23 protein-coding genes are annotated in these 26,307 nt (G+C 53.6%); 21 read left to right on the plus strand and 2 right to left on the minus strand.

What is annotated here, in order from left to right; translation table 11 throughout:
- Positions 1 to 160: 160 nt before the first annotated feature.
- Both RUDLU_RS28560 and RUDLU_RS0100875 read right to left on the minus strand, forming a co-directional pair.
- A complete protein-coding gene (locus RUDLU_RS28560) occupies positions 161 to 2,659 on the minus strand; it encodes an ATP-dependent DNA helicase (RefSeq protein WP_019986446.1) in 2,499 nt (832 codons plus the stop codon).
- Positions 2,660 to 2,706: 47 nt separating this feature from the next.
- Complete coding sequence (locus tag RUDLU_RS0100875) at positions 2,707 to 3,540, minus strand: phosphatidate cytidylyltransferase (protein WP_027302641.1); 834 nt, start codon at positions 3,538 to 3,540, stop codon at positions 2,707 to 2,709.
- Positions 3,541 to 3,730: 190 nt separating this feature from the next.
- On the opposite strand from RUDLU_RS0100875, the gene RUDLU_RS0100880 reads away from it, so the two are divergent.
- From RUDLU_RS0100880 to RUDLU_RS0100980, 21 genes are all read left to right on the plus strand, one after another.
- Positions 3,731 to 4,093, plus strand: coding sequence for a LytR/AlgR family response regulator transcription factor (locus RUDLU_RS0100880; RefSeq protein ID WP_027302642.1), 363 nt, complete (start codon positions 3,731 to 3,733; stop codon positions 4,091 to 4,093).
- A 63-nt stretch (positions 4,094 to 4,156) separates the two neighbouring features.
- Positions 4,157 to 4,645 carry a terminase small subunit gene (locus tag RUDLU_RS28565; protein ID WP_169578017.1) on the plus strand — a complete coding sequence of 163 codons (489 nt, stop codon included), beginning with the start codon at positions 4,157 to 4,159 and terminating at the stop codon, positions 4,643 to 4,645.
- Complete coding sequence (locus tag RUDLU_RS28570) at positions 4,635 to 6,131, plus strand: terminase large subunit domain-containing protein (RefSeq protein WP_019986450.1); 1,497 nt, start codon at positions 4,635 to 4,637, stop codon at positions 6,129 to 6,131. Before RUDLU_RS28565 ends, RUDLU_RS28570 begins: the two co-directional genes overlap by 11 nt.
- Positions 6,116 to 7,543: a phage portal protein gene (locus RUDLU_RS0100895; RefSeq protein WP_157580063.1), complete on the plus strand. Its 1,428-nt coding sequence runs from the start codon at positions 6,116 to 6,118 to the stop codon at positions 7,541 to 7,543. The genes RUDLU_RS28570 and RUDLU_RS0100895 overlap by 16 nt, the downstream gene beginning before the upstream one ends.
- A gap of 153 nt (positions 7,544 to 7,696) precedes the next feature.
- A complete protein-coding gene (locus RUDLU_RS0100900; protein WP_019986452.1) occupies positions 7,697 to 7,891 on the plus strand; it encodes a hypothetical protein in 195 nt (64 codons plus the stop codon).
- Positions 7,891 to 9,402, plus strand: coding sequence for a phage minor head protein (locus tag RUDLU_RS28575; protein ID WP_019986453.1), 1,512 nt, complete (start codon positions 7,891 to 7,893; stop codon positions 9,400 to 9,402). The genes RUDLU_RS0100900 and RUDLU_RS28575 overlap by 1 nt, the downstream gene beginning before the upstream one ends.
- Positions 9,402 to 9,599, plus strand: coding sequence for a hypothetical protein (locus RUDLU_RS29540; RefSeq protein ID WP_152124750.1), 198 nt, complete (start codon positions 9,402 to 9,404; stop codon positions 9,597 to 9,599). Before RUDLU_RS28575 ends, RUDLU_RS29540 begins: the two co-directional genes overlap by 1 nt.
- A 237-nt stretch (positions 9,600 to 9,836) precedes the next feature.
- Positions 9,837 to 10,604, plus strand: a complete 768-nt coding sequence (locus RUDLU_RS0100915) for an HK97 family phage prohead protease (protein ID WP_083940501.1) — start codon at positions 9,837 to 9,839, stop codon at positions 10,602 to 10,604.
- Positions 10,605 to 10,612: 8 nt separating this feature from the next.
- Positions 10,613 to 12,007, plus strand: coding sequence for a phage major capsid protein (locus RUDLU_RS0100920; RefSeq protein WP_019986456.1), 1,395 nt, complete (start codon positions 10,613 to 10,615; stop codon positions 12,005 to 12,007).
- Positions 12,008 to 12,013: 6 nt separating this feature from the next.
- Positions 12,014 to 12,349: a hypothetical protein gene (locus RUDLU_RS29545; protein WP_019986457.1), complete on the plus strand. Its 336-nt coding sequence runs from the start codon at positions 12,014 to 12,016 to the stop codon at positions 12,347 to 12,349.
- Positions 12,350 to 12,363: 14 nt separating this feature from the next.
- On the plus strand, positions 12,364 to 12,849 hold the full coding sequence (locus tag RUDLU_RS0100930) for a hypothetical protein (RefSeq protein ID WP_019986458.1): 486 nt from the start codon (positions 12,364 to 12,366) through the stop codon (positions 12,847 to 12,849).
- Positions 12,837 to 13,160, plus strand: a complete 324-nt coding sequence (locus RUDLU_RS0100935) for a hypothetical protein (RefSeq protein WP_019986459.1) — start codon at positions 12,837 to 12,839, stop codon at positions 13,158 to 13,160. Before RUDLU_RS0100930 ends, RUDLU_RS0100935 begins: the two co-directional genes overlap by 13 nt.
- Positions 13,157 to 13,570, plus strand: a complete 414-nt coding sequence (locus RUDLU_RS0100940; RefSeq protein ID WP_157580064.1) for an HK97-gp10 family putative phage morphogenesis protein — start codon at positions 13,157 to 13,159, stop codon at positions 13,568 to 13,570. The genes RUDLU_RS0100935 and RUDLU_RS0100940 overlap by 4 nt, the downstream gene beginning before the upstream one ends.
- On the plus strand, positions 13,567 to 13,995 hold the full coding sequence (locus tag RUDLU_RS0100945) for a DUF3168 domain-containing protein (RefSeq protein ID WP_019986461.1): 429 nt from the start codon (positions 13,567 to 13,569) through the stop codon (positions 13,993 to 13,995). Before RUDLU_RS0100940 ends, RUDLU_RS0100945 begins: the two co-directional genes overlap by 4 nt.
- A gap of 2 nt (positions 13,996 to 13,997) precedes the next feature.
- Positions 13,998 to 14,432 carry a phage tail tube protein gene (locus RUDLU_RS0100950; protein WP_019986462.1) on the plus strand — a complete coding sequence of 145 codons (435 nt, stop codon included), beginning with the start codon at positions 13,998 to 14,000 and terminating at the stop codon, positions 14,430 to 14,432.
- A gap of 69 nt (positions 14,433 to 14,501) precedes the next feature.
- Positions 14,502 to 14,930 carry a hypothetical protein gene (locus RUDLU_RS0100955; protein WP_157580065.1) on the plus strand — a complete coding sequence of 143 codons (429 nt, stop codon included), beginning with the start codon at positions 14,502 to 14,504 and terminating at the stop codon, positions 14,928 to 14,930.
- A gap of 47 nt (positions 14,931 to 14,977) precedes the next feature.
- Positions 14,978 to 15,256, plus strand: coding sequence for a hypothetical protein (locus RUDLU_RS0100960; protein ID WP_019986464.1), 279 nt, complete (start codon positions 14,978 to 14,980; stop codon positions 15,254 to 15,256).
- A 6-nt stretch (positions 15,257 to 15,262) separates the two neighbouring features.
- On the plus strand, positions 15,263 to 17,794 hold the full coding sequence (locus RUDLU_RS0100965) for a tape measure protein (protein ID WP_019986465.1): 2,532 nt from the start codon (positions 15,263 to 15,265) through the stop codon (positions 17,792 to 17,794).
- Between the two features lie 26 nt (positions 17,795 to 17,820).
- Positions 17,821 to 20,088 (plus strand): hypothetical protein, encoded by a 2,268-nt coding sequence (locus RUDLU_RS0100970; protein WP_027302645.1) that lies wholly within the window; start codon positions 17,821 to 17,823, stop codon positions 20,086 to 20,088.
- On the plus strand, positions 20,085 to 22,913 hold the full coding sequence (locus RUDLU_RS0100975) for a putative Ig domain-containing protein (RefSeq protein WP_019986467.1): 2,829 nt from the start codon (positions 20,085 to 20,087) through the stop codon (positions 22,911 to 22,913). Before RUDLU_RS0100970 ends, RUDLU_RS0100975 begins: the two co-directional genes overlap by 4 nt.
- A gap of 6 nt (positions 22,914 to 22,919) precedes the next feature.
- The gene (locus RUDLU_RS0100980) at positions 22,920 to 26,306 is read left to right on the plus strand and encodes a hypothetical protein (RefSeq protein ID WP_019986468.1); all 3,387 of its coding nucleotides are present in this window, start codon (positions 22,920 to 22,922) and stop codon (positions 26,304 to 26,306) included.
- The last annotated feature ends 1 nt before the right edge of the window (position 26,307 follow it).

A 26,307-nucleotide genomic window follows, 5' to 3' on the forward strand; every position in this document is an offset into this window, starting at 1 on the left:
CAAGGGCGATTTTAAGGATTGTTAAGAACACTAATGCCGCCGGTTGAGCGGGCAAACGACGTTTTGGCGCTTGGCGCTTGGCGCAGTGGCGGATTTCGGAGCACTAAACTGTCAATACTCCACAAAGACTGATGCGAGGTAGAATGTTCAATTAACCACGTCACCCTCCATTGCCGCCAAACGCCTGTTGTGTGCTGTTTTTATATTTGTCATAGTAATTAATAACTGAAAAATCTGGTATTGCGTTTTTTAGCAATTCAATCGAAGCTGAATAAAAATGTGCATTACCAGTGAATTCAAAAACATTATTTGCCACAATATTATAAAGTTCAAAATCACTAAATTTAGTTTTAGTCAAAATTTCATTGTAGTACTTATCTGAGCTATCAAGTTCATCTGGCAAATGGTCATAATACCCTTCTTTATCTGAATATTCGTAGCCTGATAATATTTGGTTTCGGGCGATGGATTTTATGTCCTCGAATTCATCATTAATGCTAAGCGGCAACTTATCAAACTCTATGTTGTAGCTATATTCATCTGTACTTCCCCCAGCATATAATAATCGTGGCTCTTGATAATATAAATTTTTAAGATGGTTAATCCACTTTATCTTATTATTATAAATTAGACCAAATGTCGTAGGGCAATGAATCGCACCACTATCTATTGTTAAATATGGTCTGCCTATAGATAGAATAGAGTGAAGTTTTATTAATTCATTTTCAGTAAAATGATAATGGGTGGAAAATAATTGATTATAGAATTCGAATTTATCTAAAAGGAACACCCAATTCAAATTTTTGACGATGTCCACCAAATCACCTTCTTCGTTTTCCAATTTAATGGATGAATTTCTGATTTTATTGTTGTAAAAGTCAATTAGTCTCTTGTCTTCTATTATGTCCTTTTTTTGGATACGTCTTTTTAATGTCAAGCCTTCAAGTGTCCGACACCGACTTAATGCTGTATAAAGTTGGCCGTTAACGAATGCTCCTGAACCCAAATCAACAATAACATTGTCAAATGTTAAGCCTTGGCTTTTGTGAATGGTAATAGCCCAAGCAAGTTTAATCGGATATTGCTCAAATGTCCCAACAACTTTTGAAGTTATGCGACCTTTTTTTTTGTCCCATTGATATTCCCTATTTTCCCACGTTTCTTTTACCAATGTGTGAACTGAACCGTTTTTTAATCGAATTTCGATTTTATCGTCATCTATGAACTCAATTTTTGCAATTGTTCCGTTAACCCAACGCCTTCCCTTATCAGCGCTATCATTTTTCACAAGCATTATTTGTGAGTTTCTTCTTAACTCTAATACAGGGTCAGTCGGATATTTATCTTCCTTGAAATCGCCTGTAATATTTGCTTTGAAGAAATGACTTTTGTAGGGTAAGCTATTTAACTTTGTGACATTCTCTGACTTTGCTAAGTAATTGTTGGTTGTTAATGTGATAACAAATTCTTCTGGTTTAGGCGTAAAACTGGGATTGTATCTTTTGTTTAGTTCGTCAATGCCATTATTATCAATTGAACAATCTCTTACTTTGTTGAGCAGACTTATAAACTCTTCGTTTGATTGTCTATGAACCTTGTTAAACTCAAATGTTTCAGGGTTAAGTTGTTTATACGCTACGCTATCAAAGAAATATTCGCTGTCATAGATAATTTTGAAAAGTTCACTTTCAACTTCATCCGCATTATCAATAACAGGAGGTAATTGAAAAATATCTCCAACTAAAATTAATTGTTTACCACCGAAAATTTTATTTGGATTTCCACCATTTATTCTTAGTGAATAGTCTAAGCCTTCTAAAATGTCAGAACGCAACATTGAAACTTCATCAATTATGATGGTGTCTGTTTGTTCCAATATTTTCCTTTTTTGAAAAAAAGGTTTGAAAATGGTTATGTCAGGGTCGTTAGGAAGAAGCGGCTTTAAAGGAAATCGAAAAAATGAATGTATTGTTTGGCCACCAATATTAATTGCAGCTATTCCAGTAAATGCAACTAATAGTACACTCTTTTCAGTTTGCTTAGTAAAGTAATGAATGAAAGTTGATTTACCAGTGCCTGCTTTACCAGTTAAAAATATTGACTTGCCAGAATTTTCAATTAAATGAAAAAGCTTTTGGGCTTTTTTATCATTCTCATATCCAGCAGGAAGTTCAATGTATTTATTATAGAAATCGGGCAACTCCAACTCATCAAATAAGGTCAGTTGTTTAGGTTGTTCATTGTCGCCTTCTTCAATTCTTAAAAAGAAAACCAAGTCGCCCATATTGTCGTGAAATGGGTCGTCAATATTAAGTTCTTCGTCATAATCAGCTAAATGTTTAAAAATATAGAAAGCCTTTTTTAAGATATTGGGATATGAAGTTGTCCCCCTTGCTATGCCATCTGATATTGATTTTTTTGAAATGGTTATTCCTATGAAATGAAGATATTGTAATAATGAGTCAATATTTTTTTCTATATCAGAAATGTCGTAGTTATCATTAAAATCTAGAAAGCCTTCTTTGAATGGTAAGTCGCTATCTTCGTCAGGTCCATAATAGAGTTGTCGGGCAATAGATGGGTTGAAATACCCGTCAGTAATTAGAGGGGACTTTTTAAAATTTAGTCGCCAAGTATTTTCTATTTGTTTAATCGTCATTTTGTCTCTTTGTGGGGCGTGTTAAAATAGCAAACGACGCATTATATTTACGCAAAAAGCTTCAAAAACGTGATAATGAACGGAGCCGCCAGCAAGAGCCCGTCGAACCGGTCGAGGAAACCGCCATGCCCAGGAATACTCGTGCCGGAGTCTTTGATGGCAATGCTGCGCTTAAACAGCGACTCAACCAGGTCGCCGTAGGTGCCCGTTACGACAATAATAGCCCCCACACTGTACCACTGCCAGGGTTGTAGTACGGGCGCATAAATGGCCAGGCCCAGGGCCACCCCAGCTGACGCCAAGGCTCCGCCCACGCTGCCTTCCCACGATTTTTTGGGTGATACCCGTTCAAAGAGCTTTCGTCGGCCAAACTTGGTACCGGCAAAATAAGCCCCAATGTCGCTGGCCCACATCAGCAGCAGGCACCCCACAACCAGCGTAGGGTGATAAGTGCCTCCCCGTAAGGCCATCACAATCAGCAAGGCAAACGGCACAGCTACATAAATGATACCCAGAAACGTAAAGCCGATATTGCTGAAGGGCTTCATGTCTTTCTTTTTGTAGAGCTTGATCAGAAAGATCATCGAAGCCGCCGGGCAGATCAGGAAGTAATTGTCAAAATCAATAATGTCGGTTTCGATAAGATAGGCCAGCAGGCAGATAAAGCAGCCCACCGCCGTACCATAAGCCGTTAGCGGCTGATTTCCATCAAGGCCGAGCAGCCGGTAAAACTCTAATTGGGTCAGGGCGCTGATCACGATAAACAGCAGCGCAAAGCTCCAGTCGTCGTACCAAATCGCCAGCAGAATAATCGGAACCCCCAGCACGGCGGCTATAATCCGCTGCCGAAGGTTCGACATTTCAGCCAAACGTTGTCTCATTGTCTAAAATCAATTTGGCAATAAAAGCTTGAAATATAACACTATGTACTGATTTTCAGTTTGTTAACTTCTTTTATTGCCTGTATTAGTGAAGGGTTACTGAAAAAGTTTAAATTTACAGTAGCCAGCAACCGCATACGGCGAAATTACATCACCGGAGCGGAATTTCACTATTACTACCAGCATAGACATGAAAAACCTTCAACCGGGCATGCTTCACGTGCCCTCGTACGGGCCTGTTGTGGTTCAGGAGATCACCTATCTGCGTGCTGAGGGTAATTACTGTTACGTATACGCCCGGCCCTTTATTCGGCCCATCCTGTGCGCGACTCCACTGGCCGGCTTCGCCCAGCAACTGCCCGGCTTCCTCCGTCCCCACAAAAGCTACCTCGTTAACCCCCAGCATGTCGACGCCTTCGAGCAGCGGCCGGAGAACACCAAGTGCTATCGTCTCCGGCTGAGGGGTGGGGTAGTGTTGCCCGTGGCCCGTCGGCGCATTGGGTATACGGTTACCGAGTTAGTCGATGCCGTGGGGCCACTCTGTCGCCAGTAGCCGCCGAAGAGTCGAAATAAGCGGATGGTGTCGTGCTGGCGGTGTTCATTTCGGCCTTTCGCTATGAATGAGCCATCGAACACCCCAGCCCCCAAAAAACTTACCCCGAAAGAAAGGAAGTTCGTGGAGCGGTACGCCCTGCACCTCAATGGTGCACGGGCCGCCCGGGAGGCTGGTTATTCAGAAGCTACGGCCAAAGAAACGGCGTACGAGAACCTGACTAAACCTCACATCAAAGAGGCATTGGCCCCGCTGCTGGAAGCACGGCAGATGCCGGTTGAGGAGGGCATTTCGCGACTCACCGACTGGGCAAGGGCCGACATGAGCCCGTTTGTTACAGAGGATGGCGCATTAGACCTCACAAGTGAAGAAGCCCGCGCCAATCTGCATCTGATCAAGAAAATAACCCAGGGGCCTCGTGGTATTAGCATCGAGCTGCACGACGCCAAAGATGCGGTGGTTAAGATTCTCGAAGCCCAGGGTAAGATCAATCCGCAGGGTGGTAATGGGGTCAACGTAACCATTTTTCAACTTCCTGACAATGGCCGCTAAGACGATCTGCCCACAGGCCGGTTATCAGATGCGGGCACTGGCCAGCCCGGCCGACATCGTCATTGGTGGGGCTGCGGCCGGCGTCGGAAAAACCTTCTCCCTGTTACTCGAGCCGCTGCGGCATGTGAACAATCCTGATTTTGGGGCAGTATGCTTCCGGCGTACCTCGCCCCAGATCCGGGCCGAGGGTGGTTTGTGGGACACCTCCCAGCAGTTGTACCGATTCGCTGCGGGAAACCCCAAGGAGACGACACTCGAATGGACCTTCCCCAAGGGAGCGCGGGTCAACTTCTCCCACCTCCAGCATGAGTCCGACATCTACAATTGGCAGGGTGCCCAAATCGCCCTGTTGATGTTTGATGAGTTGACCCACTTCACCGAAAAGCAGTTTTTCTACATGCTCAGCCGAAACCGCTCTACCTGCGGAGTTCGGCCTTATGTCCGGGCAACGTGTAATCCCGACCCCGAATCGTGGGTGGCCCGGTTTATCAGCTGGTGGATCGACGAGGAAACGGGTTTTCCGATTCCAGAGCGCGACGGTGTGCTCCGCTACTTTACCCGGCACGGTGATGATTTTATCTGGGGCGACTCCAAGGATGAGGTGATTGAGAAGGCATGGTTCGCTCTGGAGCCATTGGTCACAGAGTCCGGTATCGCGGCCGAGGAGTTTGTCAAGTCGGTCACGTTCATTTCTGGCCGCATCTACGACAACAAGGAGCTGCTCCAAAAAGACCCCGGCTATCTGGCCAACCTCAACGCGCAGGACGAAGAAACGAAACTGGCATTACTGGCAGGTAACTGGAAGGTAGTCATTTCCGATCTGGACATCTTCGACTACTACGCCCTCAACGGCTGCTTCGACAATGTGAAGGCGGTCAATGAAAGTGGCCGCTATATCACGGCCGACATCGCCCTGAAGGGTTCCAATAAATTCGTAGTCGGTGCCTGGCATGGCTTTAAGTTGCAGGAGGTGTCTGTTATGCCCAAATCAGATGGGCGTGAGGTAGTCGAACTGATTGAACGCATGGCCAAGGTCCACCAGGTGCAGAACCGGCATATTGTCTTCGATGCCGACGGCGTGGGGGGCTTTATCGATGGCTTTATCAAGGGAGCCCAGCCGTTCCATGGTGGGGCTGCTGCGATGGAAGCCAAAGCCGATTCAGGGCAGAAGCAGAAAGAGAACTACGAGAATCTGAAGGCTCAGTGTTTCTACCGAATGGGCGGCCGGGTAGGTCGGGGTGAGGTGGCTATCGCGGCCGAGGTCGGTCATTCGATGTACGACAAGAAGATGACCCACCGTCAACGCATTCTCCACGAACGCAAGGCTATCAAACGATACAAGGCCGACTCGGACGGGAAACTGCGGCTACTCCCCAAAGATGAAATGAAGGTGAAGCTGGGCGGTGAGTCGCCCGATTACATGGACATGATCGCCATGCGTGAGTTTTTCGAACTTAAACCCGCCCGACAGTGGGCCGTCGCATAATGCTAAAGGAACTGCGTACTAAACTGGCCACGGCCCTGATGCCCGGCACCTTGCCCGCTCTGCGTAGTGGGCGGCTCAATTTTATTTGGACCGGTCGGCAGGTGCAGGTATTGCCGGCCGATGTAGCTACCTACGTTCGGGCCTATACCGAGGACGATATGATTTTCTCGGTGCAGGACTGGAAAAGCCAGAAGATTGCGGCCGCTCCGCCAATGCTATTTCAGGTGAAGGACAAGGTGAAGTTTCGCCAGTACCGGGAATTGTCGCGTAAGTGTCTGGAACAACCCAACGACCGTATTCTGGGAATTGCCCGCAAAGCGGCTCGTGAGGCTGCCCTGGAACCCGTCGACCGGCACTATATTCTCGATGTGCTGGAGCGGCCGAACCCCATGCAGACCCGTGTCCAGTTGATGTATGCACTCGCCACAATGCTGGATGTGGTGGGTACGGTGTTCGTGTACGGGAACAAGCTCGATACCGGAGTCAATAAGGGTCAGGTTCGAGAGCTTTGGCGGCTACCGGAGCTGGGCATGATGGTCGAGGGCATGGGGCTGATGTCGGGGCCGACGGTGTTTCGGGCGCTGGGCTTGAGAGAAGCAATACCGGCCGACCGGGTGATGATGTTGAAGTCATTCAACCCACTCGCCGAAATCAACGCCCAATGGCACTGGGGCCTTTCGCGCCTGGAACCCCTGCGTAAGTCTGTACTGACGAAGCACGCGGAGGCCAATGCCGCCGAGGCCGAGGCCTTCCAGAACCGGGGAGCGCGTAAGCTGGTGTTTCCCAAGGGTGGAAACATCGACGATCTGGACGTAAAGCAGGTAAAAGAGGTGCAGGAGCATCTCGACGCAAAACTTTCGGGCGGGTACGGGAAAGTTATTGCGAACTCAATGGAGTTGGGCAGTATCGACGTGGGGAGTACGCTGGTCGACCTGAACATTATCGAATCGTACGACGCGATGCTGGAGAAAGTTTGCGCGGTGTATCATACCCGCAAAGAAGTGCATAGTTCGGGCAAGCAGAGCACGTTCAACAATCTGGCCGAGGCCCGGAAGTCGTCACTTACCGACGGGGTGTTGCCCGATCAGGCTTTGATTTACGACTACCTGAATCAGTTCTTCGTGGCCTCGTATAATACCGAACGGGAACAGTATCACCTCGAACCCGATCTGGATTACTACCCCGAGTTGCAGGAGGATAACGAGCGCAAAGCAAAGTATTTGGATCACCTCGCGCTGACTGAAAACCAGCGACTCGAAGCGTTCGGGTACGAGCCTCACGACCACCCCATGATGAACGTGCCGATGGTGCCCGCAGGCCGTACCCCGGTGACCGACTTCGTGCCAACTGACCCGCCATCGGGTAATGAGCCGGATACTGAGGAAGAGGACGTGTACGAAGAAGAGGCATAGCCATGTGCACGAAAACCGAGTATCCGACCTATCGGCAGGCGGCCCGGGAACTCCACCGGATTCGCCGACGCGCCAAGGCAGAATGTCCCAAACGGGTGTACTTCTGCCAGCACTGCAAACAGTTTCATCTCACCTCTAAACTTCGCTATCCGTATGGAAACCCCTAAGCCTGTACCGGCTCACTCTGAGCCCAACTACGATCCGGTTACCCGTGTGTACACCATTCTGGGAATGCGATTTCATGCCGACGTATTCCAGCTCCTCCACGATGCTGCTAAGAAAGGGCAGAAGTTTCGACTCATCGAGGCCGACGGCGAAATCTGTACGCTTGAACAATTGCCCGATTAATGACCCCCGCCCAAAACGACCGCGAATCGCGCCAGTATGTTCGGTGGCTCCTGACTATGGAGCGCCGGTCGACGGGTTACGTGCGTCTATGGCTCCGCCGGGTTCGTGAAGCGGTGATTGCCTATCTGGAAGAGAACGGCATCATGGCCACGCTAAACAACCTGGAACGGTTGGTGCCTGCCATGGACGTACGGGCGATGCTCGGTCGCATATACCGGCAGGTGTTTCCCTCGGCCGCGACGGGGGAGTTTGAGCGGATTCGGCAGATGGTTGCCGACCAAGGAACGCCCATACCTGAGTCGATGCAGGTAGGGTTTTTCTCGCGGGTATGGCAGGGCCGGGTGGAGTCGATGCTCATGCAGCCCGATACGGCCGCCCGGGTGACCCAGATCAGCAACACGACCCGTACCGCCATCCGTCAGGCGCTCGTCGGAGCCAACGCCGAACGGCTCGACATCCGAGCCACGGCCCGGCGCATCCGCACGGCCATCGGGGGGAAGCGGGGCGAACGGCGTAGCATAACCATTGCCCGTACCGAAACCACGCGGGCTGCCAACGCGGGCCACGAAGCCGGGGCCGCATCGACGGGGCTTGATTTGGCGAAGCGGTGGGTGGCTACTGCCGACCCACGCACACGCGACGCCCATCGGGCTATGATCGGCAAACCTGCGATTCCCAAAGAGGCCCTGTTTACGGTCGGAGGGGTGCGGATGCGTTACCCCGGCGATCCGGCCGGCGGAGCGGCCAACTGCGTGAATTGCCGGTGCCGGGTGTTGTACGTACCTGCTGGAACGCCCTACGCGCGGCCGATGGCGTTGGGGGATGACGAAGACATAATAGCCGGGCCAACAAAGCCGATCACTCGCGATATTATCAAGAAGCGGAAAGGTGTCCCGTTTAGTGAGGCTAAAACTACCGATGAAGCGGCTACGTGGGCTGAGCAGCACATTGGCGGAGAAGTAGATTATACAGGGATTGCCCCTAAAGTGGCTAATCGGATCAACAACCAGCTCTATGCTCTGAAAGTGAAATACGGCAAGAGTTATGACAGTATAGCGATTCGGTTTGATATGCAGAGGGATACTACCTTTTCGACCGGCTTGATGTATGAAACCACCAATCAGGTACAGCTGCTCATAAATGGTAACCTGTGGAGTCCGCGTAAAGCTCGTCAAACCGAGGAATACGCAGCCAGAATGGAGAAAGTAGGCTTTTTCTTCCGGGGAAGTGTGGAGTCCGCCGTAGTGCATGAGTATGGTCACTTGCTCCACCTGTCTACATTTCTGGATTCAGATATCAGCTACGAGCGAATTAATGCAAATTGGGTGCGTAGCCTGAGTAAGAAGCTATCAGAAGAGGAAAAACAGGATGCCATCTCCAAGTATGCCCGACTGGATCAGCATGAGTCCTTAGCTGAGGCATTCGTAGCCTATCACTATTTGCCTAACAGGGTCGAAAAGCTCTCGGCGCTGGAGCGGTTACTACTCAAAAAAATAGTATCTTTACCATAATGGAAAAGCCACTAAAAGACATGGGACAACGGATTCCTCCCTGCTTTCAATGTGAGCACTCGGGCGTTAAAAAGAAGCGTCTTGTGTGCCGGGCTTATCCGAATGGAGTTCCTGAGAAGTACGAGTTTGGCGAAGAGGAACATCGTACCGTTCAGCCGGATCAGGTCGGTACGTTTGTGCTTAAGCGTGATGTGTAGCGTTTGCTCCCTGGCATTATGACATCGATGTATTGTTTTAAATGCGTTCACTATGGGAAGCGGTTCACCTGTGCAGCGTACCCAAAGCGCATACCCGATGACATCTTCACGGGAAGACGCAAGCATGACACCGTGCAGCCCGATCAGGTAGGTGATCGTGTACGGGAGGTAAAACCGGAGTTGGCTAAGGTGTTTCCGGAAGGCCAGCCCGCGCTTCGTGAATAGCCCCTTCGCCAATTGCCGAAGAGTCGAATTTTAGCCCCTTTCCCCAAGGGGCTTTTTAGTTTCACCGCAACCAAATCAGGGCACACGGTGAAATTTAAATCTATATCGGGCGGGGCCGTCGATGTCGACACGCAAAAGCGGCAGGTCGTCGTTTACTTCTCCAAGTTCGGCAACGTCGACTCCGATGGCGATTTGATGTTGCCCTCGGCATTCACCAAAACGATTAAGGAACGTGGCCGCAAGGGTTCTGACTTAATCTGGCATCTTTCCAACCACCGTTCACAGCCCGAGTTCTGCCTGGGTAAACCCGATCTGGAGGTTGACACGACCGGACTCAAGGGTATCACTACGTTTCTCGATACCTCGCACGCGCTGGATGTCCTGAAAATGTATGACATGGGGCTGGTGAATCAGCACTCGGTCGGATTTCGCACCGTCAAGGGCGATTCGCGTACCACGTCCATTGGTGGGCGTTACTTCGAGATCGCCGAAGTTAAACTCTTTGAGGGGTCGACGGTGCTTTGGGGGGCCAATCCCGATACGCCGACGGTGGAGGTCAAATCATACCGAGACCTCGAAGAGCAGTTTGTCTCTCTCACAAAGGCCCTCAAAACGGGCACCTTCACTGATGAATGCTTTATTCAGTTAGAGTCCCAGTTTGCCCAAATGCAGAGTGTTCTCAAATCTCTGAAAACCACTGAGCCGGAAATTACCACTCAGCCGGATTCGTCCGATTTGCAGGCCCTTGCCCAGCGGCTTAAATCTCAATTTTCTTTTTAATCACAACCATGAATCTGCAACTCTGCATGATGATGTTGGCGGTCTTTGCTCTTTTTCTGAGCCTATCCGCCCGGAAGGGTAATCCGTCATTTGCCCTGTCGATGGCTCTTATGGCGAGCAACACAAATCCGCTCTATGAGCGTACGGCGCGTTGGTTCAATACCTCACTTGAAGACGTTGAAAAAGGCGTCAAAGAAGGCATTGATAAGATGAAGGATACCGTAAAGGGCTGGGTGGATGAACTGAAAGAGGCCGATAACAAAAAGGCTAGCAAAGATGACATCGAAGCCCTTAAAGGTGAATACAAGGATAGGTTCGAGCAGCTCCAGAAGGGTCTCGACGATCTGCAACTTGAGGCTAAACGCCTGAAAGAGTCGGATGGCTCTACGCGCACTAAGTCGTTTAAGCAGCAGATCGAGGAGCAGTTGAATGCCACGACCGCTGACGGCAAAACGGCGGTAAAGAGCCAGCTGTTGCAGAAAAACACTTCGGTGAATCTGGAAATCAAGGCAGCTGTCAACATGACCTCCTCGAATACTGTAGCCTCTGGCTCACGGATTCCGGTTTGGTCGCGTGATCCGGGCGTAGCCAAGGCTCCAGACCGGCAGCCGTTCATTACCGATCTGATCACAGTAGCCTCGCTCGGTGAAAGTGATACGGCCTCTTGGGTGGAGCGCGTTGACCGGCAGGGTGGCGCAGCCACGACGGCAGAGGGTACCAAGTACGCCCAAATCTCGACCAGCTATCAGGAGTTCAGCCGTTCGGCCGAGTTCATCACGGTGTTTGCCAAGTTGTCTCGTAAGAACCTCAACGACATCGACTACCTGATGGGTGAGATTCAAAGCGAAATCATCACCTCGCTTGAGTTGAAGGCTGACGAGCAGGTGTTTAAGGGTGACGGCACCTCGCCCAACCTGAAGGGCATTCTGGAGTATGCAACGGCGTTTGCCAAGCCAGCCGGTTTGCTGGCTGTTGCCGATGCCAGCTACTTCGATGTACTGGCCGCAGCGGCTACGCAGGTGTACAACAACCTGTTTACGCCTACGTACATCGTCATGCACCCGACCGATTTGCTGGCGCTCAACCTCAAGAAAGACGCTAACGACGTGTACGTGATGCCGCCATTCTGGGACATGAACGGACGCCGTATTTCGGGCCTGCCAATTGTGCAGAATGTAGGGGTAACGCAGGGTAGCTTCTTAGTGGGTGATTTCACGCAGTCGATCTTCAAAGTGCGCGAAGGGATTGAGTTGAACATCTACGACCAGAACGAGGACGATGCCGTGAAGGGCTTCAAAACCATCACGGGAACCATGCGCGGGGTTCACTACATCAAAGGGCCCAGCACGAAGGCGTTTGTAAAAGGCACCTTCGCGGCTGGTATCACGGCGCTGCTGGCCTAATCGCTCATGAAGACGATCACCACAACGGGCACTCTCGAACAGACGGGAGTGCCCGAAAACACAACGGTGACGGTGCCTGACTGGATCGCTGACAGCTACATCGCCGACGGTGTTGCTTATCTGGCAGAGGAAGAGATTCCTGAGCCGGATGAGGAGCCAGAACCGGAAACTGAACCAGATGAGGAGCCAGAACCGGATGGAGAATCGGAACCGGATGGAGAATCGGAGCCGGATGAGGAACCTGCGCCGGAGCCAGAGACCGAACCTGAAAAAGGTGAACCTGCACCGGAGCCTGAAAAGGCCACTGTCGAAGAGAAGCCCGAAAAGCGTAAAAAAGCCTAAGAATAACCGTTCGCATGACTCAGCAGCTAACCATAACGCCCACCAGCACAGCGGATGCTATGGCTACGACGCTGCTACCGTCGCTGAAGGGTTTGCTTTCGATTGACTTCAACCAGCACGACACCCGGTTAAAAGCTTGCCTCACCGCAGCCATTAACCGGGTGAGTAGCTGGACGGGGGCGACGCTGATCCCCTCGACGGCGGTACTGGTTGTGTCGACTCCCATAGCCTGGCGGATTCCGGTGGTTCCCTTTGTGGCCGTTACCGGGGCCGAACTGGACGGGGTGACGCTGACAGACCTCGCGCCGTATGCAGGTGGCTACATTCCAGATATGCCCGTTGGTTCGGAGTTGAAGCTGACTGTAACCACTGGTTACACGACGCTGCCGGGTGATCTGGCCGAGGCTATTTGTTTACTGGCCGGTTCGCTCTTCGATAATATACCCCGTGAGTGGAAAACACTCGCGCGGGCCTACCGAACCGTCACATGGGCAAGCTAACCGAACCGATACAGATTGTGCGGGCAGGTACGGTGCCCGATGGAGCCGGGGGCTTTCTGACGGGTGCTGATGTCGCGGTGTTTTCGGGTCTGTTTTCGGTGAAACGCCGAAACGGCACGATGACCGCCGAGGGCTTTAAGCCCTATCTGAATCCTCGCTACTCGTTTACGGGGTATGTACCGGCTACGATTCAGTTGCATGTGGGCGATGTGATTATTTACCGGGGTGAGCGGCTGGGGCTAATTGCGCCACCGCTGCTGAGTGACGACCGTCGGCAGCAGACCCTTGAAACCCAATCGCTGACACCATGATGCGCCTGAATGGACTGGACAATGTGCTTCGTTCGTTTCGTGGGGCGGGCCGTACCCTTCGACAGGAAGCGGCTAATCTGGCTGAGCGGGCGGGGCGCAACATTGAAGCGGAGGCCGTGCTAAATGCGCCCGTCGACACGGGTAAACACCGGCAATCGGGCAGCTACGAGCCCACGAATAACGGCATGGGGGCGAAGGTGAGTTTTTCGATGGCTTACTCCCCCTACCTCGAATTTGGTACGGGTGGCCTGGTAAATGTGCCGCCCGGATTCGATGATCTGGCCTCTCAGTTTCGGGGTGCAGGAGGTCGGCAAATCAATCTACCTGCCCGGCCCCACCTGATACCCGCCTTTCTTAAGCACCGCGAAATCTACTACAACGACCTGAAGCGCCTACTCTCCCGACTATGACCGACGCTGGTTTTGCCCTCGCTGCTGCCTACGCGACCCTACTGGGCGGGTTGACCTACAACGGAAAGTCGGTAGTCCTCTACAGCTTACAGGCTCCCGACAACGCCGTAGCACCCTACATCATTCTGGGGCCGTGGGTGAGCGTGCCGGCCGGGACAAAAGACAGTTTCGGTCAGACCGGAGAGATTACGCTTGATGTGGTAACCCGGTTTACGGGACCTGTCAGCAAAAAACCGGCAACGGACATTGCTAACCTGGCTACGGCACTCATTACGCCGTCACCGGGCAAAACGGGACTATCGGTCGCGGGATTCAATGTAGTTCGGGTGCAGGTAGTGGGTACGCGTGATATGCCGCAACTGTCGGACACTGATACGGTAGTCCGAAAAATCATTACTGTGAGTCACACACTTAACCAAGTATAATCATGGCAGAGAAATTAAATGGTACCCTTGTCCGACTTGAAGTTGAATCGGTAACGCCCGGTACCTGGCTGCTGGTGTCCGAAGAAACGAGCCAGACTGAGCGGCTGAACGTGGACAAAATCGACGTAACCAGCAAAGACAATGGCGGCTGGCGTGAAGAGATTCCGGGCCTGAAGTCGGGGGAAAACACGTTCGAGGTACTGGTTGACCGGGCTACCTCGGCGGGCAAAATCAACTACTCGGCTCTGCGGGCCATGCTACTGTCGCGTGAGATCAAGAACTGGCGTATCCGCATTGATGCCACGCAGGATATTGGCGTGACCTTCAAGGGTTTTTTGACCTCGTGCGAGACGACCGCCGAAATGGAAAACGCTTACCGGGCTTCACTGGGTCTGTCAATCACCACGCAGCCAGTAGAGGGCAACCTGACGGCCTAATTCGTTCTAAACCGGGGGTTTTTGGCTGATTCGTACGGATTTGCCGGAAACCCTTTTTCGTATCTCACTATGAACAACATCGTACAGGCCGGGTCGCATACCCTCGCCTACAACGTATTAGCAATCCGGCATTTTGCGCGGGCTTTTAACCTCTCCACCGACCCCGCCCAAATCATGCGGTTTGTGTCGGCACTCCACCCCGATGAGTACATGATTGAACTGGTACGTGCGGGATTGGAGGGCTACGCGAAGACTCAGAACAAGGCCGCTACCTATACTGAGTGGCAGATTGTGGAAATCATCGACGCAGGAACACCAGGGCAGGGCGTAGAGATTTTCGACGCCTTTGTGGGATCGCTGTATCGGAAAACAACGGAGGAGGCCCGGCGCATCCGGCTGGAAATGGAAGCGGCATTAGCTGCCAATCCAGAGCCTACCCAAGAAACGGAGCCAGACCCAAACGCCGAACCCCAGTCTGGCCCAGCTGGGGAGAATTAGAGGAGAAGGCATTTCGGGTGGGCCTGCTGCCGGATCAATTCTACACAATGGGCTACGGGCAGGCTATCGCCTATATCATCGCCCGGCAGGAGGTCGCACACGAGGACTGGGTGTCGATGATGAAAGGGGTCCGGATTCTGGCAACTGAAATCTACAATCAGGACCGCAAGCGACGCATAAAACCCGAGCAGTACATGAGCCTGCCCGGTGAGGAAAGTCCGTCGGTAAAGCGGGCCAAATCACGTCAGGACATGACGCCTGAGGAAAAACGAGAAGCCCTCCGGCAGTTTGCAGCCGGGCTGGCATATACCAACACGACAACGTAATTAGCTATGGATGCCCGCAGTCTATCAGTAGCATTAGGACTCGACGACCGGCCCTTTGCGCAGGGTCTTAACCGGGCCTCGCAAAACCTGTCTGGGTGGGCAGGCCGGATGCAGCAGACCGGCAGTCGGGCGCTCGGCCAGTTGTCGGGCAACATGAACCGGGTCGGCCGAGACGCCCGCAATATGGGTTCACAACTCACTGCCGGATTCGGTGCGCCTATGGGCTCGCTTGGTGGACTCATTGCCGGTATTGGTGGCCTGTATTCAGCGCTGGAGCTGGCTAAGCGGGGTCTGACGATTATCAGCGACCTGAACCGACTGGATCGCAGTCTGCAGGCGGTTTCCTCGTCGACCGCCGACTTTAACCGGTCTCAGGCGTTCTTACAGAGTACCGCCCAGGGGCTTGGGCTCGAATATCAATCGCTGACTAAGGCTTATATAAGCCTTAAGGCCGCTTCCAACGGTACGGCCATTGAGGGGGCGCAGACGGAGAAAATCTTTACGGCAGTAGCAAAGGCATCGGCTGCGCTCGGCCTTACTTCAGAGCAGACGGAAGGTTCGCTGATGGCCCTGCAGCAGATGATGTCGAAAGGCAACGTCTCAGCCGAAGAATTACGCGGCCAACTGGGTGAGCGGCTGCCGGGAGCGTTTCGGCTCATGGCCCAGGGTCTCGGCGTTTCGGAGCAGAAGCTCAACAAGATGCTCGAACAGGGGCAGGTGTTGTCGGCGGTGGCCTTGCCCAAACTGGCTGAGCAGCTAGAGAAAACCTATGGGGCCTCGGCGCAGAATAACCTCAAGGGGATGTCGGGCGGCCTATCGCGCCTGACAACCGAGGTGCAGCTATTGCTGAAGGAGTTCGATAATAAAGTGGGTGTCGATTCCTTTTTCGGCTCGGTACTGACCGGGTTCGCGAACATGGCTGGTACGATTCGCAATCTGGTACGCTCAACCGACTGGAAGGATCTCACTGACCTCTTCGCCGGGCGTACCTCAATCGGGCAATTGATGCGCGACGGAGCTGTTGAGGGGTATAACCAGAAAGAGCGAGATAGGGCCTTGTCTGATTTTCGGCAGATGACCCCTCAGCAACGAGCAGTTGAGCTTAAAAACCTCCGCGATGATATGGAAACCGCTCAGGGGGAAGTAAGTCGCATTGCTAAAGCTCCGTATAGTAAGGCCAGCGAAAAGCGGGCTATTGAGCTAGAGGAATATGATAAGTCATTAGGTCAAAAACTGAATGACTTACAGTGGGAAGATGATCAGCTTCGTAAACAGGAGGCTATTAATGCTGCACGCTTAAAAAACGCTAAAACAGGTGGTGGTAATAAGGCGGCTGATAAAGCCGTCTATGTTCCTAAATCTGGTTATGAGGGATTAGTCACCGAGCGAAACCGGTTAGAGGGCCGTACTAATGACATACAGTCGACGGGTTCAAAAGACCCGAAGATCATGGCCGAGTTGCAACTGTTGCAACGGGCTTTCTCGGCCGTTGATACCCAAATCAAGGAGATCGATGAGAGCTGGCAAAACTTCGAGAATCGGGGGGCTGAACTAGAAATCACTATTCGGCCTGACGGGGTGGCTACTGAACTACTCGGTTTTCGTGGTCAGGCGGGTGGTGCCAACTTCCGGCCCGGCGATACGTCAATGGGTCAAACACGGCCGATTGGGACGATGCCCAAGATGCCGACCGCTGAGGAGTTTCGTAATAACGTAAAACCCGACCTCAGCGCAGAACACCTGCGGCAATGGCGAGAAGTAGAAGCGCAAAAGGCGCAGTCGTACCGGGTCATTGACCGCTCATTCATGGCCGAAGATGCGGAAATAGTTAAGGCCCGGTTTGATCAGATTTACGATGCGGTGATTGCGGGTGGTGGCAGCATTGAGGATGCCATGCGGAAAGCCAATGAGGTGGTAACCAACTCAGGCGAAGCACTCCAGCAAAATCTATCGGGAATCCTGCAAACAACGGCCGCCGATGCCATGGCTGGCTTTGGGGAGCTGCTGGGCGGTATGCTTATGGGAGTTCGTTCGCTGGAAGAACTGCCTGCTATGATCGGGAGGCTATTTGGGCAGATGGCCAAGCAGATGGGTAAAGCCATGATTGCTTTTGGTACGGCGGGTATTGCTGCCAAGGCGTTTTTGGCTAACCCCGCCGGGGCTATCGTGGCCGGTATTGCCCTGACAGCACTGGGCGCCATGCTGGAGGCATCGATGCAAAGCTCGATGCAGTCGGGTATGAGTAGCGGCTTGCCTAAATACGCATCGGGTGGGGTGTTCGACTCGACCAGCATCGGTATTTTCGGTGAGTACCCAGGGGCGCAGCGGAATAAGGAAATCGCGACGCCTGAGAAGTTGATGGGGTCGGTGTTTCGTCGGGAGCTGGTCGATTACGGCATGATGCACAACGGGACGGCAGAACCTGGGCGCAAAAGTGTCGATGTACGCATTGCACCAGTTGAGGTGAGGGCTAATGCGCATGAAATGAAGTGGATGCTGCAACAGGTTGACGAAACCCAAAACGACATATACGGATGATAGCGGGCTACGGACAACAATATACTATGCTGTTCCGGGCACGTCCGCTGACGTCTGACGTGGCCGATCTGGGGCAGTTGTATCGCGTTCAGTTTTTCCGGAGAGGGTACTCGGGTACTGTTACCGAACTGACGGCTGGTAGGGAGCCGTGGATTGAAGAAACTGAGGATAAGCTAATCGGCGTAAAAGCCAAGCTGATTCGTATCGGCGTAATCTGCCAAACGGTCGATCTGGCGTCATTCTACGCCGATAATGACCGCGATCTGCTGGTTGTGTTGCAGGCGCAGCAGAATAACTCGTTTGTGACAATATCCTCGGGTTGGCTCAACCCGTTCGATGCAACAGAGCCCTATCAGGAGGCCCCCTACGCTATGACCTTGACGGCCGCTTGCGGTCTGGGTTCATTGCAGGATTTCCCGCTCTATCGGTACCCGAGCCGGGTGGCATATCCTGAGCCAATAACGGCCCATGAATTACTTTACAATTGTCTGGAATGGGTAGGCTACCCCTTACCGCTACGGAGCTGGACGGGTCGGTACGAGGAGTCGATACTCGTGAATGGTACTGACTACCCGGCTGATACGGTTGATCCGTTGCAATACGTCAAAATTGACCCGCGCCGGTGGCTGCGTACTGACGGTACCTACGAATCATGTAAGACGGTACTCGATAATCTGTGTACGGATTTCGGCGCTGTGCTGGTGCAGCAACGGGGTGTCTGGTGTTTCCTCTCGCTCGACGCACAAACCTCGCCCCAGAAGTGGCACGAGTACAGCGCATCCATTGTCGCCATTCCGGCGCTGGTGCTTGAGCCTAACAATTACCAGTCGGGCGGAACGGGCGACATGCGTTGGGAGCCCAGTACATCGGTCGGTATCGTAGCGCAAAAAAAAACCGTCATCCTCAATTATGATTACGGTAATCCCACCAACCTGGTACGCAATGGCGATTTTTCATCACAGGGCGCTAACTGGACAGTTAACCAGTTGCCGGGTAAAACGGTGCAGTTTGAGGGTGACGGAGAAGCTGATAACTCGTTTCGGGTCCGGGTATTTGGGCAGTCCTCCGCGGGGGAATTGTTGCCAGCTCAACCGGGCGAGTTTGAGGTAATTGCAAGCCTGCGGCAGAGTATCAGCATGATTCGTGGTTCCCGGCCGGCCGTTTCACAGGGGAGAGGCAACGGGGCAATCTATATTCAATCGGATGTGCATACCCTGAAGCTGTCGGGCGTGTTCGTCAACTTCTTCACGGCCGGGGCCAAAGTGGCTATATCGGCAGCGATGAGCGACGGTACGGTGTACTGGTTGCAATCGGACGGTAACTGGCGGACTTATATCGGTGCTCGTTCGCTGACCCTTGTTTTCGTCAATACGTGGCAGAATAACGGCAATACGGAAGCCCGGCCCACAAAGGGCGAAACGTTTGACCTGACCTCCTCGCCGGTACCAGGTACGGGTAACTATACCCTTCGTATTGATCTTTTTGCGGCCGAACCTATTGTACCCTCGCTGGGTAACGGGGTTCGGTCAATCACCTACCGGGACATTCGTATATCGTTGAATGATGGGACGGTAATCCCGCTAAAGGGTGAGAGCTGGACGGTGCGGGCCAATGCAGGTAGTAATGACCGGCTACGGCGGGAGGAGCTGTCTATGGTGCTCGGCGATCAGATTGCCCTCTCTACTACATCACCGCAGGCGCTCCGCTACGGGGCTATGCTCAGGCTGAACGGTACACCGACTAAGCGGTGGTTACTGAACGGCCGACTCGACCGGTTTCAGAAACTGACTGGCTGGAGCCTACTGCGTTGGCTGTCGCCCAAGACCCGGCGAATGACCGGCGGGGTACACCTGACCAATCCTGCTCAACGAGAACCCGGGCCGCTGTCAGTGTATAGTGTCGCTGACATGAATCCGCCATACGCGGGAATACCAACCCGGTGGACCTGGGATGTGCGGATGCGGCTGAATCGTGTGATTCTGCATGAGCTACCAATTTCACTCATTGATGAAACGTTTCGCGGTAGCTATGAAACTCCGGACGGTGTTCTCGTGCCTATCGTCGAGCCCGCTGATACTACACAGCCTGTGCCTATTCCCCCCAACTACACCCCGCGTGGTGGGAGCGGTAGCACGGGCGGCAAAATCATTTCATCTGTACTCAAAAAACTGTTTTCGGCGGTGGGTATTGTGAAGTACCCCAACCAGCCACAGGCCGGACCTACGGGCGGTCAGGGGCTGGTGAAACTCGATAATAAGGTAATCAATTTCCCACCCCTACAGAATTTCCCATGAACCCAACGATTCAATGGACATGGCCACTCGGGCCTGATGTAATCTATGCCCTATCGGTCGACGGGTCGCTGGGGTCGCTGGGCGCTGAGCAGTACGACCCTGAATTTTCCGTCGACGCCGAAGGTAATCCGTTTCAGCTGGGTACGCTCGTTCGCGGTTTCTACCGTTTCGAGAACGAAGACTGGAGCGAGGATCAGTACTATGATTTCCAGATTCAGGCAGGCGTCGGTTCGGGTGGACTGGTACTGTCGGGCATAACTCCACCTGATTCAGCTGTTGGGCAGGAGGGGTCTATTTATCTGCAATACGACCCCACGGGCCTGCAACCTGACGTGATATTTGGTCCGCGCGTCGACGGGGCATGGGGCGTCGGGCGGCCGCTTGGTATTCGTGGAGGAAAGCTACACATCGGCTTCGGTAAACCGAGCCCCGATCTGGGCGTGGTAGGCGACACCTACATCGACCGGGTGGGCCTGACCCTGCACCAGAAAAGCGTGACGGGCTGGGATGCGGGTACATATCTCGGAGCTGCTAACGGTACCAATACTTCCCTGACAGGTGATCTGACTGACTTTGAGGACTATTTTGAGCAGCTCCTGGAAGATGAGGATTTAGAGACGCCCTCGCTCGGGGGTGTATTGACGCCCCGAGTGGAGGGCTTGGAGGCAGACGGGTGGGTTCATGGTCGATGGAATTATGACCCAGCCACAACCATCCGGCCACCCCGATACCTTACGCTGGTGACGATCCCAGCATCCGGCCCCTCCTCGGACGATCACACCTTGGTGGAGCTGGAAGGTGGACGTTGGGAGGTGTACGGCAAGGTGTACATGAAGCTACGCATTTACCGGCGTGAGGGCTTTTTCGTGATGATGGACTCAGGAGGAGCCGAACTCGATACCTCACCGGTTCACATCGTTTGCCGCGAGTTTCTGGATGGCTCGCTGCTGGTTTTGCTGCACATCCCAACCGAAAATTTTGCCACCTATTCGGTTCGGGTGATGAGCAATCAGCGGCCCCGCATCCCCATGCTCACGCCGATCATTACGCCCGAGGGGTCACCCCGATTCACCACGGCAAACCCGGACCCATTCAACTGGGGCGTACACCGCGGCTTTTTCCGTATCACCTATCACCTGCCCATCATGGCAAATCAACTCACGCTCGAAGAGCTGTTTCTCCAACGCCTGCTACCGGCTGGCTCCCAGTTCGCTCTGATTGGCCGAAACGCTGTCACGGGGCGGGCCGAAGCGGTCAGCATGGAGCAATTTCATCAGGCGTATCAGGCGTATCTGGCGCAGGATAACGGTGCGCCCGTATGGCCCGCTATCGGTGCCCAGACGGCAACCGTAGGCGTGGCGTACAGTTATCAGCTCCCCGCTGCGACCGACCCCAACGGCGATAGTGTCAGCTATTCGGTTGTGGGGTCATTACCGGCTGGACTGGCCTTCAATACTACTACCCGAACGATCTCAGGCACACCGACTACAGCCGGAATTAGTACGGTTCGGGTTCGGGCTACGGACAATTCTGCCACCCCGAAAACAGCCGATGTGGTGTTTAGCTTTAGTGCTATTCCTGCGAATACAGCCCTGGTTATTACGCAGCCGTCGTACAATCCGGCTACGGGTGATCTGACGATCAACACGCAGGGCGGCAACGGCACTCCGATTGAGTATTTCATTAATGGCCTGCGTGATTGGGGGCTGTCGGCCAATTTCAACATTCCATCGTACCAGCGAACCGGAGTCACCTTCCTGTTGCAGGCCCGTCAGTCAGGTGTTGAGGCTAAGCCTTTATCGTGGACAGCATCGGCTAATCAGGAGGGTAACCGACCCCCGCAACTCAACGGCAGTATTGAGCGGCAATCGGCGCAGGTGGGCGTGCCGTTCGTATTTCAGCTCATTCCGGGCCGATTCAGCGACCCCGACAACGACGTGCTCACCTACTCGGGCATTGGAATACCGGCCGGGCTGTCGGTTGATCCGGCAACGGGGAATGTCACGGGCGTGCCCACTACAGCCGCGGTGGGGGTACAAGCTCAGATACTGGCCTCTGACGGACGTGGCGGGATCACACCGGGCGTGATTGTGTTTGATGTTGCACCGGCCGCACCGGTCAGCTACATCCGGCAGTTAGCGCCGACTCTTCAGTTTGGCAACACTCTGCTTTTGCGCTACGAAAACGAGCTGGCAGGACAGGGTGTGGCTTTCCGGATTGAGCAGATCGACCCGCAGTGGCGCACATCCTCTACGTTCATTATTCCCCCATCGCTGGCTGGGCAAGAGTTGATTCTGGAAGTGAAGCAGCTGGATACCGTCAGCGCGGGGCGCTGGACGCCCCCCAGTACCGGACAGACGACCGTGACGGCCTCGCTGCGGATTCAGACCGGATCGGTCAATACAGCCGGGGTATTCGTGAATGATGACAGCTATCAGGTAGCCTGGTGCAAGGTGGTCATCGGGGGCACATCGATTGTGTACAGTCCGCAGTTTGGCTCTACAATCGCCGGGTTCGAATCGAATGGCATTACCCCGTTCAACTGTGTGGCAGTATCTGGCGAGCCCGGAGCCTACGAAGTGGGGGGGATCAATTTCGGCCGCACCTCGGGCCGTACGGGTACCCTCATTTTCTACATCCGCATCCCCAACCTGCTGCCAGAGTGGACAGAGATCCACCGTCGACTCGACAGCAACAACACCGACGAAGCGGGCTACACCCAACGCTACCAGACCACCATCGGTGGAGGAACGGTAACCGAGGCCACGTTCGTGCTGCTCGATGCGGACGAAACCGAAGTGATTGAAGCGGGCATAACCAACTAACTCACCATGAAAAAACGAATCGTACTTATCCTGCTGGCACTGTTGCCCCTGTTGCTGGCACTGTTGCCATTATTGGCTCAGGGGCAGATTACCCCAGGCCTGCGCTACTCTCTCGAACGAAACAAACGGACGGGTGAGCTGATCGGGAAACTGGAAAGCGGCATTGGCTCAGACGTTTTTGTAACGACGCCCGTAGCCACGTTGCGGGCAGCGAGCCTGACGCCCTCGCGGGTGGCAATCCCCAAGCCGGTAGATGTGAACTATACCCTTGTGCCGGGTGCGTATAACCCCGAGCGCAACGGCCGGTTCAACCTACCAAACCTCTCTTTTCTGGATTACCTACGGCGTACTGACATCTCGCTGGGGCGGCTGCTCCGCCGTCAGGACTATTTCAGCCATCAGGGCGTACTGCCCGCTGAGGAATCAGATGCGTCAGTTTGGCGGAGGGTCAATTTCGAGCTATCGGGTGGGGCCTTGCAGGAGCTGGAGGGGTCACGGCCTTTCTTTCTGGCAACTACGCAGCAGGTGCTCAACAAACTGGCGACGACCAGCATGGGGATCAATAAGAATGTGGCGTTTGTCGTGACCAACTTCGAAACGTGCTACCCCTTATTCCCAACCTCGGAGGCCGCTGTAATTTCAGGCTACGGACCCCTAACCCAAACAATTGTTATTGAGCAGGAGGGTGCTCGGAAGGGGCAAACGATGACACTCGGACAGGTATGGGCCGAGGGGCAGAGTTTTTTTCACGCTGAGGAGGCCATGCGGTTTACCAACCGACATGTAGCCATAACATTGTGGCTGAAGGCGCTCGTGCCTAATGCGCAGGTTGCCAATGGCGACGGAGCAAACGTGTATTATCAACGTAGCCCGGTGTTCGATGAGAGCAACGATTACCCTTCGTTTGCTGCTGGTACGGCAGCTGGCAATTTCTTCTTTACCACGACAGCCAATCAACCGGCGCTGACGGCGGGTGGGCTAACCGTCGTACCCTCGGGCAAGAAATTCTGGCAGGCTCAGGATTGGATTAATAATTACATCTACCCCGGTTCGCACCGGCTACCCGCAGCGGATTTCGATGCGCTGGCGGCCTCGGGGCCAACTTCGTACACGGCTGTATGGCCGAAATTGAAACCCGATCTCAACCGGTACGATGCCATGATGGTGGCATTTGACTACATCAACCGGCAAAAGATCGGCAAGCCCTACACCCTCCAGACGCATTACCGGGACGAGAATGGGTATTGGAAAGAGAATACATTTTACCCCGTTGGCGATCCCAAAGCCGGGCAACCGGTAACGGGTAAGTTTGCGGGTATTCTTTCCGACGAGGCTGTATGTCCACCCTGGCACCATTATGCCGTCGCAGCGTGGACAGGCTTTCTGGGGCAGTCGAAAAACGACCGGTTGACCGTATGGCGTACACACCGAAAATATCCGACCGGTGGCAATGTGTCGACCGTTTCGCCCGGCAACCCGGATTACGTGTACAATCGCCCCCATGCTGACCGCGAGGCTTACGATGCCGGATTCTCAGCCATTGGAAAGTACGCCGAGTACCTGACAAGTGCTGCCACCCGCTACTATCCTCATGACCTATACATCAAATATCCGGGACTAACCGGATCGGGCTGGGGTACATCGGCCGTGATGGCGGGCAGTGGGTATTACAAACGAAACATCCGGGATATTGTATTTCGGGATAATCCCTCTGATCGGCGCACCAAAGCGATTGTTGGGATGCGCACGGTGGTTAAAAATGGGGCCGTCTGGGCGCTGATCATCGGCACCAATTGGGGACAGGAAGCGGCCGACGTGACCACGTTCGACCTACTCGTACGCAAGGCCGACGTGCCGACACTGGCCGCTGATGTGGAGGTTACAGGCCTAAAAATAACCGGCTACAATACGACGATTGTTGAGGTGTGTCTGGAGCCGGCCCGACTGACCCAGACACTATCGGCAACGACGGCAACAACGACACCCAGCACGCCGTTTGGATTCGCCTACACGCCGATTACAACCAACACAACCGTACCCTCTACGGGTAAGATTGTGATTCAGGGTACTCAGATTCGGAACGAGTGGTGGATCACACACAACGGGGCACAATTTGGCGGGGCACTCTGCCACGTGAGTCGCAATGGTGGGGGCAACTTCGTGAATAATTTTGATGCCGGTCGGCAGCATCAGGACACCTATTATGGTGGACCTGACCCGTATTCGCCCCCCGGATTCGAGAAGCCTGAATACTGGAAAGGGTTTCCCTATAACCCCATTGAGGGCGGTGACTGGGCGCACAATGGCAGCGACATTTTGGCCTATGGGTTCGACAATAACACCGGAACCCATTACCTCAAAACACGAGCTCGTAATTTCCCTGTCCGCAACTACCTGACGGGGTTCGTCTACGAAAAATGGGCGAGGCCGGTCCACCCGCAGGCTATCCGGCATTGGAAGAAAATTACCTGGAACCGGGCGAATGATCAGGTGCCCGAGCGGGAAGCCGATGGCAGTTTGAAACGATTCCCGACCGTTGGCACACAGGAACACCCGGTACTGTATTCGAATAATGGGGTTGTTTGGCGGGCACGGTACGCCAATGAATCAGGGGTTCAGAATGTGGATCTGCGTCCGCTGGCGTACGGCACGGCCAACTGGCGAGGCCTGCGTGATGAGTTACTGGCTGAGGGCTGGTTTGGCCTGACGGGCGATACCGACGAGGGCGTGTTCTACATCGGCCCCCGGATCGGTATGATCATGGGCGGCACTGATGGGCTGGAGGGAACGGGTGAGTTTGCGGATCGCTCCACGTACCTGGCCAATACGGTTCAAAAGAACATCGACCCGACCGGCGTGGAGTACATGACCTACGATGTATTCACGGGTACGGTGGCCGAGGCTCGGGCCTACGCTGCGGCCTACTTTACGGCGCTCGGCATTGATGGGGTTCCCAACTATGATTTCTCGACCGGCAGGCGGCATAACTGGGCCTGCCTGAACGGTATCCTGTCGCTGGAGAATACGGGTAATGCACTGACGGTTGAACGTCGAACGAGCAATGAGGGACTAACGCTGAAAATGCCGCAGTTTCCGTTTTCGGCCTCGGCCATGCCTACTCTGTATATCCGGGTGAAGAACAATTCTACCTCGTCGACGTTGCGGGTGGCCTGGCAAAAACCCTCCCAGAAAGAGGGTCCAGCACTTATCGCAGGGCAATACTACGATTTCACGGTGCCCAACGACGGAGCCTTTCATACGGTGCCAATCGTGATGACGGGCCGAACCGGCTGGACGGGGATTATCAGCGCTATGACGCTCGGTTTTCCCGCCAATCCGGGTACAGGCACCAACCTGCTTCAATTAACCTACTTCGGAAAAAATAACCCGTAAC

This window comes from Rudanella lutea DSM 19387 (genome assembly GCF_000383955.1).
Taxonomy (GTDB): domain Bacteria; phylum Bacteroidota; class Bacteroidia; order Cytophagales; family Spirosomataceae; genus Rudanella; species Rudanella lutea.

Excerpts from the sequence above, each read along its gene's own strand:
- RUDLU_RS28560 (WP_019986446.1), bottom strand. The coding sequence starts at position 2,659 with ATGACGATTAAACAAATAGAAAATACTTGGCGACTAAATTTTAAAAAG.
- RUDLU_RS0100875 (WP_027302641.1), bottom strand. The coding sequence starts at position 3,540 with ATGAGACAACGTTTGGCTGAAATGTCGAACCTTCGGCAGCGGATTATA.
- RUDLU_RS0100880 (WP_027302642.1), top strand. The coding sequence starts at position 3,731 with ATGAAAAACCTTCAACCGGGCATGCTTCACGTGCCCTCGTACGGGCCT.
- RUDLU_RS28565 (WP_169578017.1), top strand. The coding sequence starts at position 4,157 with ATGAATGAGCCATCGAACACCCCAGCCCCCAAAAAACTTACCCCGAAA.
- RUDLU_RS28570 (WP_019986450.1), top strand. The coding sequence starts at position 4,635 with ATGGCCGCTAAGACGATCTGCCCACAGGCCGGTTATCAGATGCGGGCA.
- RUDLU_RS0100900 (WP_019986452.1), top strand. The coding sequence starts at position 7,697 with ATGGAAACCCCTAAGCCTGTACCGGCTCACTCTGAGCCCAACTACGAT.
- RUDLU_RS28575 (WP_019986453.1), top strand. The coding sequence starts at position 7,891 with ATGACCCCCGCCCAAAACGACCGCGAATCGCGCCAGTATGTTCGGTGG.
- RUDLU_RS29540 (WP_152124750.1), top strand. The coding sequence starts at position 9,402 with ATGGAAAAGCCACTAAAAGACATGGGACAACGGATTCCTCCCTGCTTT.
- RUDLU_RS0100920 (WP_019986456.1), top strand. The coding sequence starts at position 10,613 with ATGAATCTGCAACTCTGCATGATGATGTTGGCGGTCTTTGCTCTTTTT.
- RUDLU_RS29545 (WP_019986457.1), top strand. The coding sequence starts at position 12,014 with ATGAAGACGATCACCACAACGGGCACTCTCGAACAGACGGGAGTGCCC.
- RUDLU_RS0100930 (WP_019986458.1), top strand. The coding sequence starts at position 12,364 with ATGACTCAGCAGCTAACCATAACGCCCACCAGCACAGCGGATGCTATG.
- RUDLU_RS0100935 (WP_019986459.1), top strand. The coding sequence starts at position 12,837 with ATGGGCAAGCTAACCGAACCGATACAGATTGTGCGGGCAGGTACGGTG.
- RUDLU_RS0100940 (WP_157580064.1), top strand. The coding sequence starts at position 13,157 with ATGATGCGCCTGAATGGACTGGACAATGTGCTTCGTTCGTTTCGTGGG.
- RUDLU_RS0100945 (WP_019986461.1), top strand. The coding sequence starts at position 13,567 with ATGACCGACGCTGGTTTTGCCCTCGCTGCTGCCTACGCGACCCTACTG.
- RUDLU_RS0100950 (WP_019986462.1), top strand. The coding sequence starts at position 13,998 with ATGGCAGAGAAATTAAATGGTACCCTTGTCCGACTTGAAGTTGAATCG.
- RUDLU_RS0100955 (WP_157580065.1), top strand. The coding sequence starts at position 14,502 with ATGAACAACATCGTACAGGCCGGGTCGCATACCCTCGCCTACAACGTA.
- RUDLU_RS0100960 (WP_019986464.1), top strand. The coding sequence starts at position 14,978 with ATGGGCTACGGGCAGGCTATCGCCTATATCATCGCCCGGCAGGAGGTC.
- RUDLU_RS0100965 (WP_019986465.1), top strand. The coding sequence starts at position 15,263 with ATGGATGCCCGCAGTCTATCAGTAGCATTAGGACTCGACGACCGGCCC.
- RUDLU_RS0100970 (WP_027302645.1), top strand. The coding sequence starts at position 17,821 with ATGCTGTTCCGGGCACGTCCGCTGACGTCTGACGTGGCCGATCTGGGG.
- RUDLU_RS0100975 (WP_019986467.1), top strand. The coding sequence starts at position 20,085 with ATGAACCCAACGATTCAATGGACATGGCCACTCGGGCCTGATGTAATC.
- RUDLU_RS0100980 (WP_019986468.1), top strand. The coding sequence starts at position 22,920 with ATGAAAAAACGAATCGTACTTATCCTGCTGGCACTGTTGCCCCTGTTG.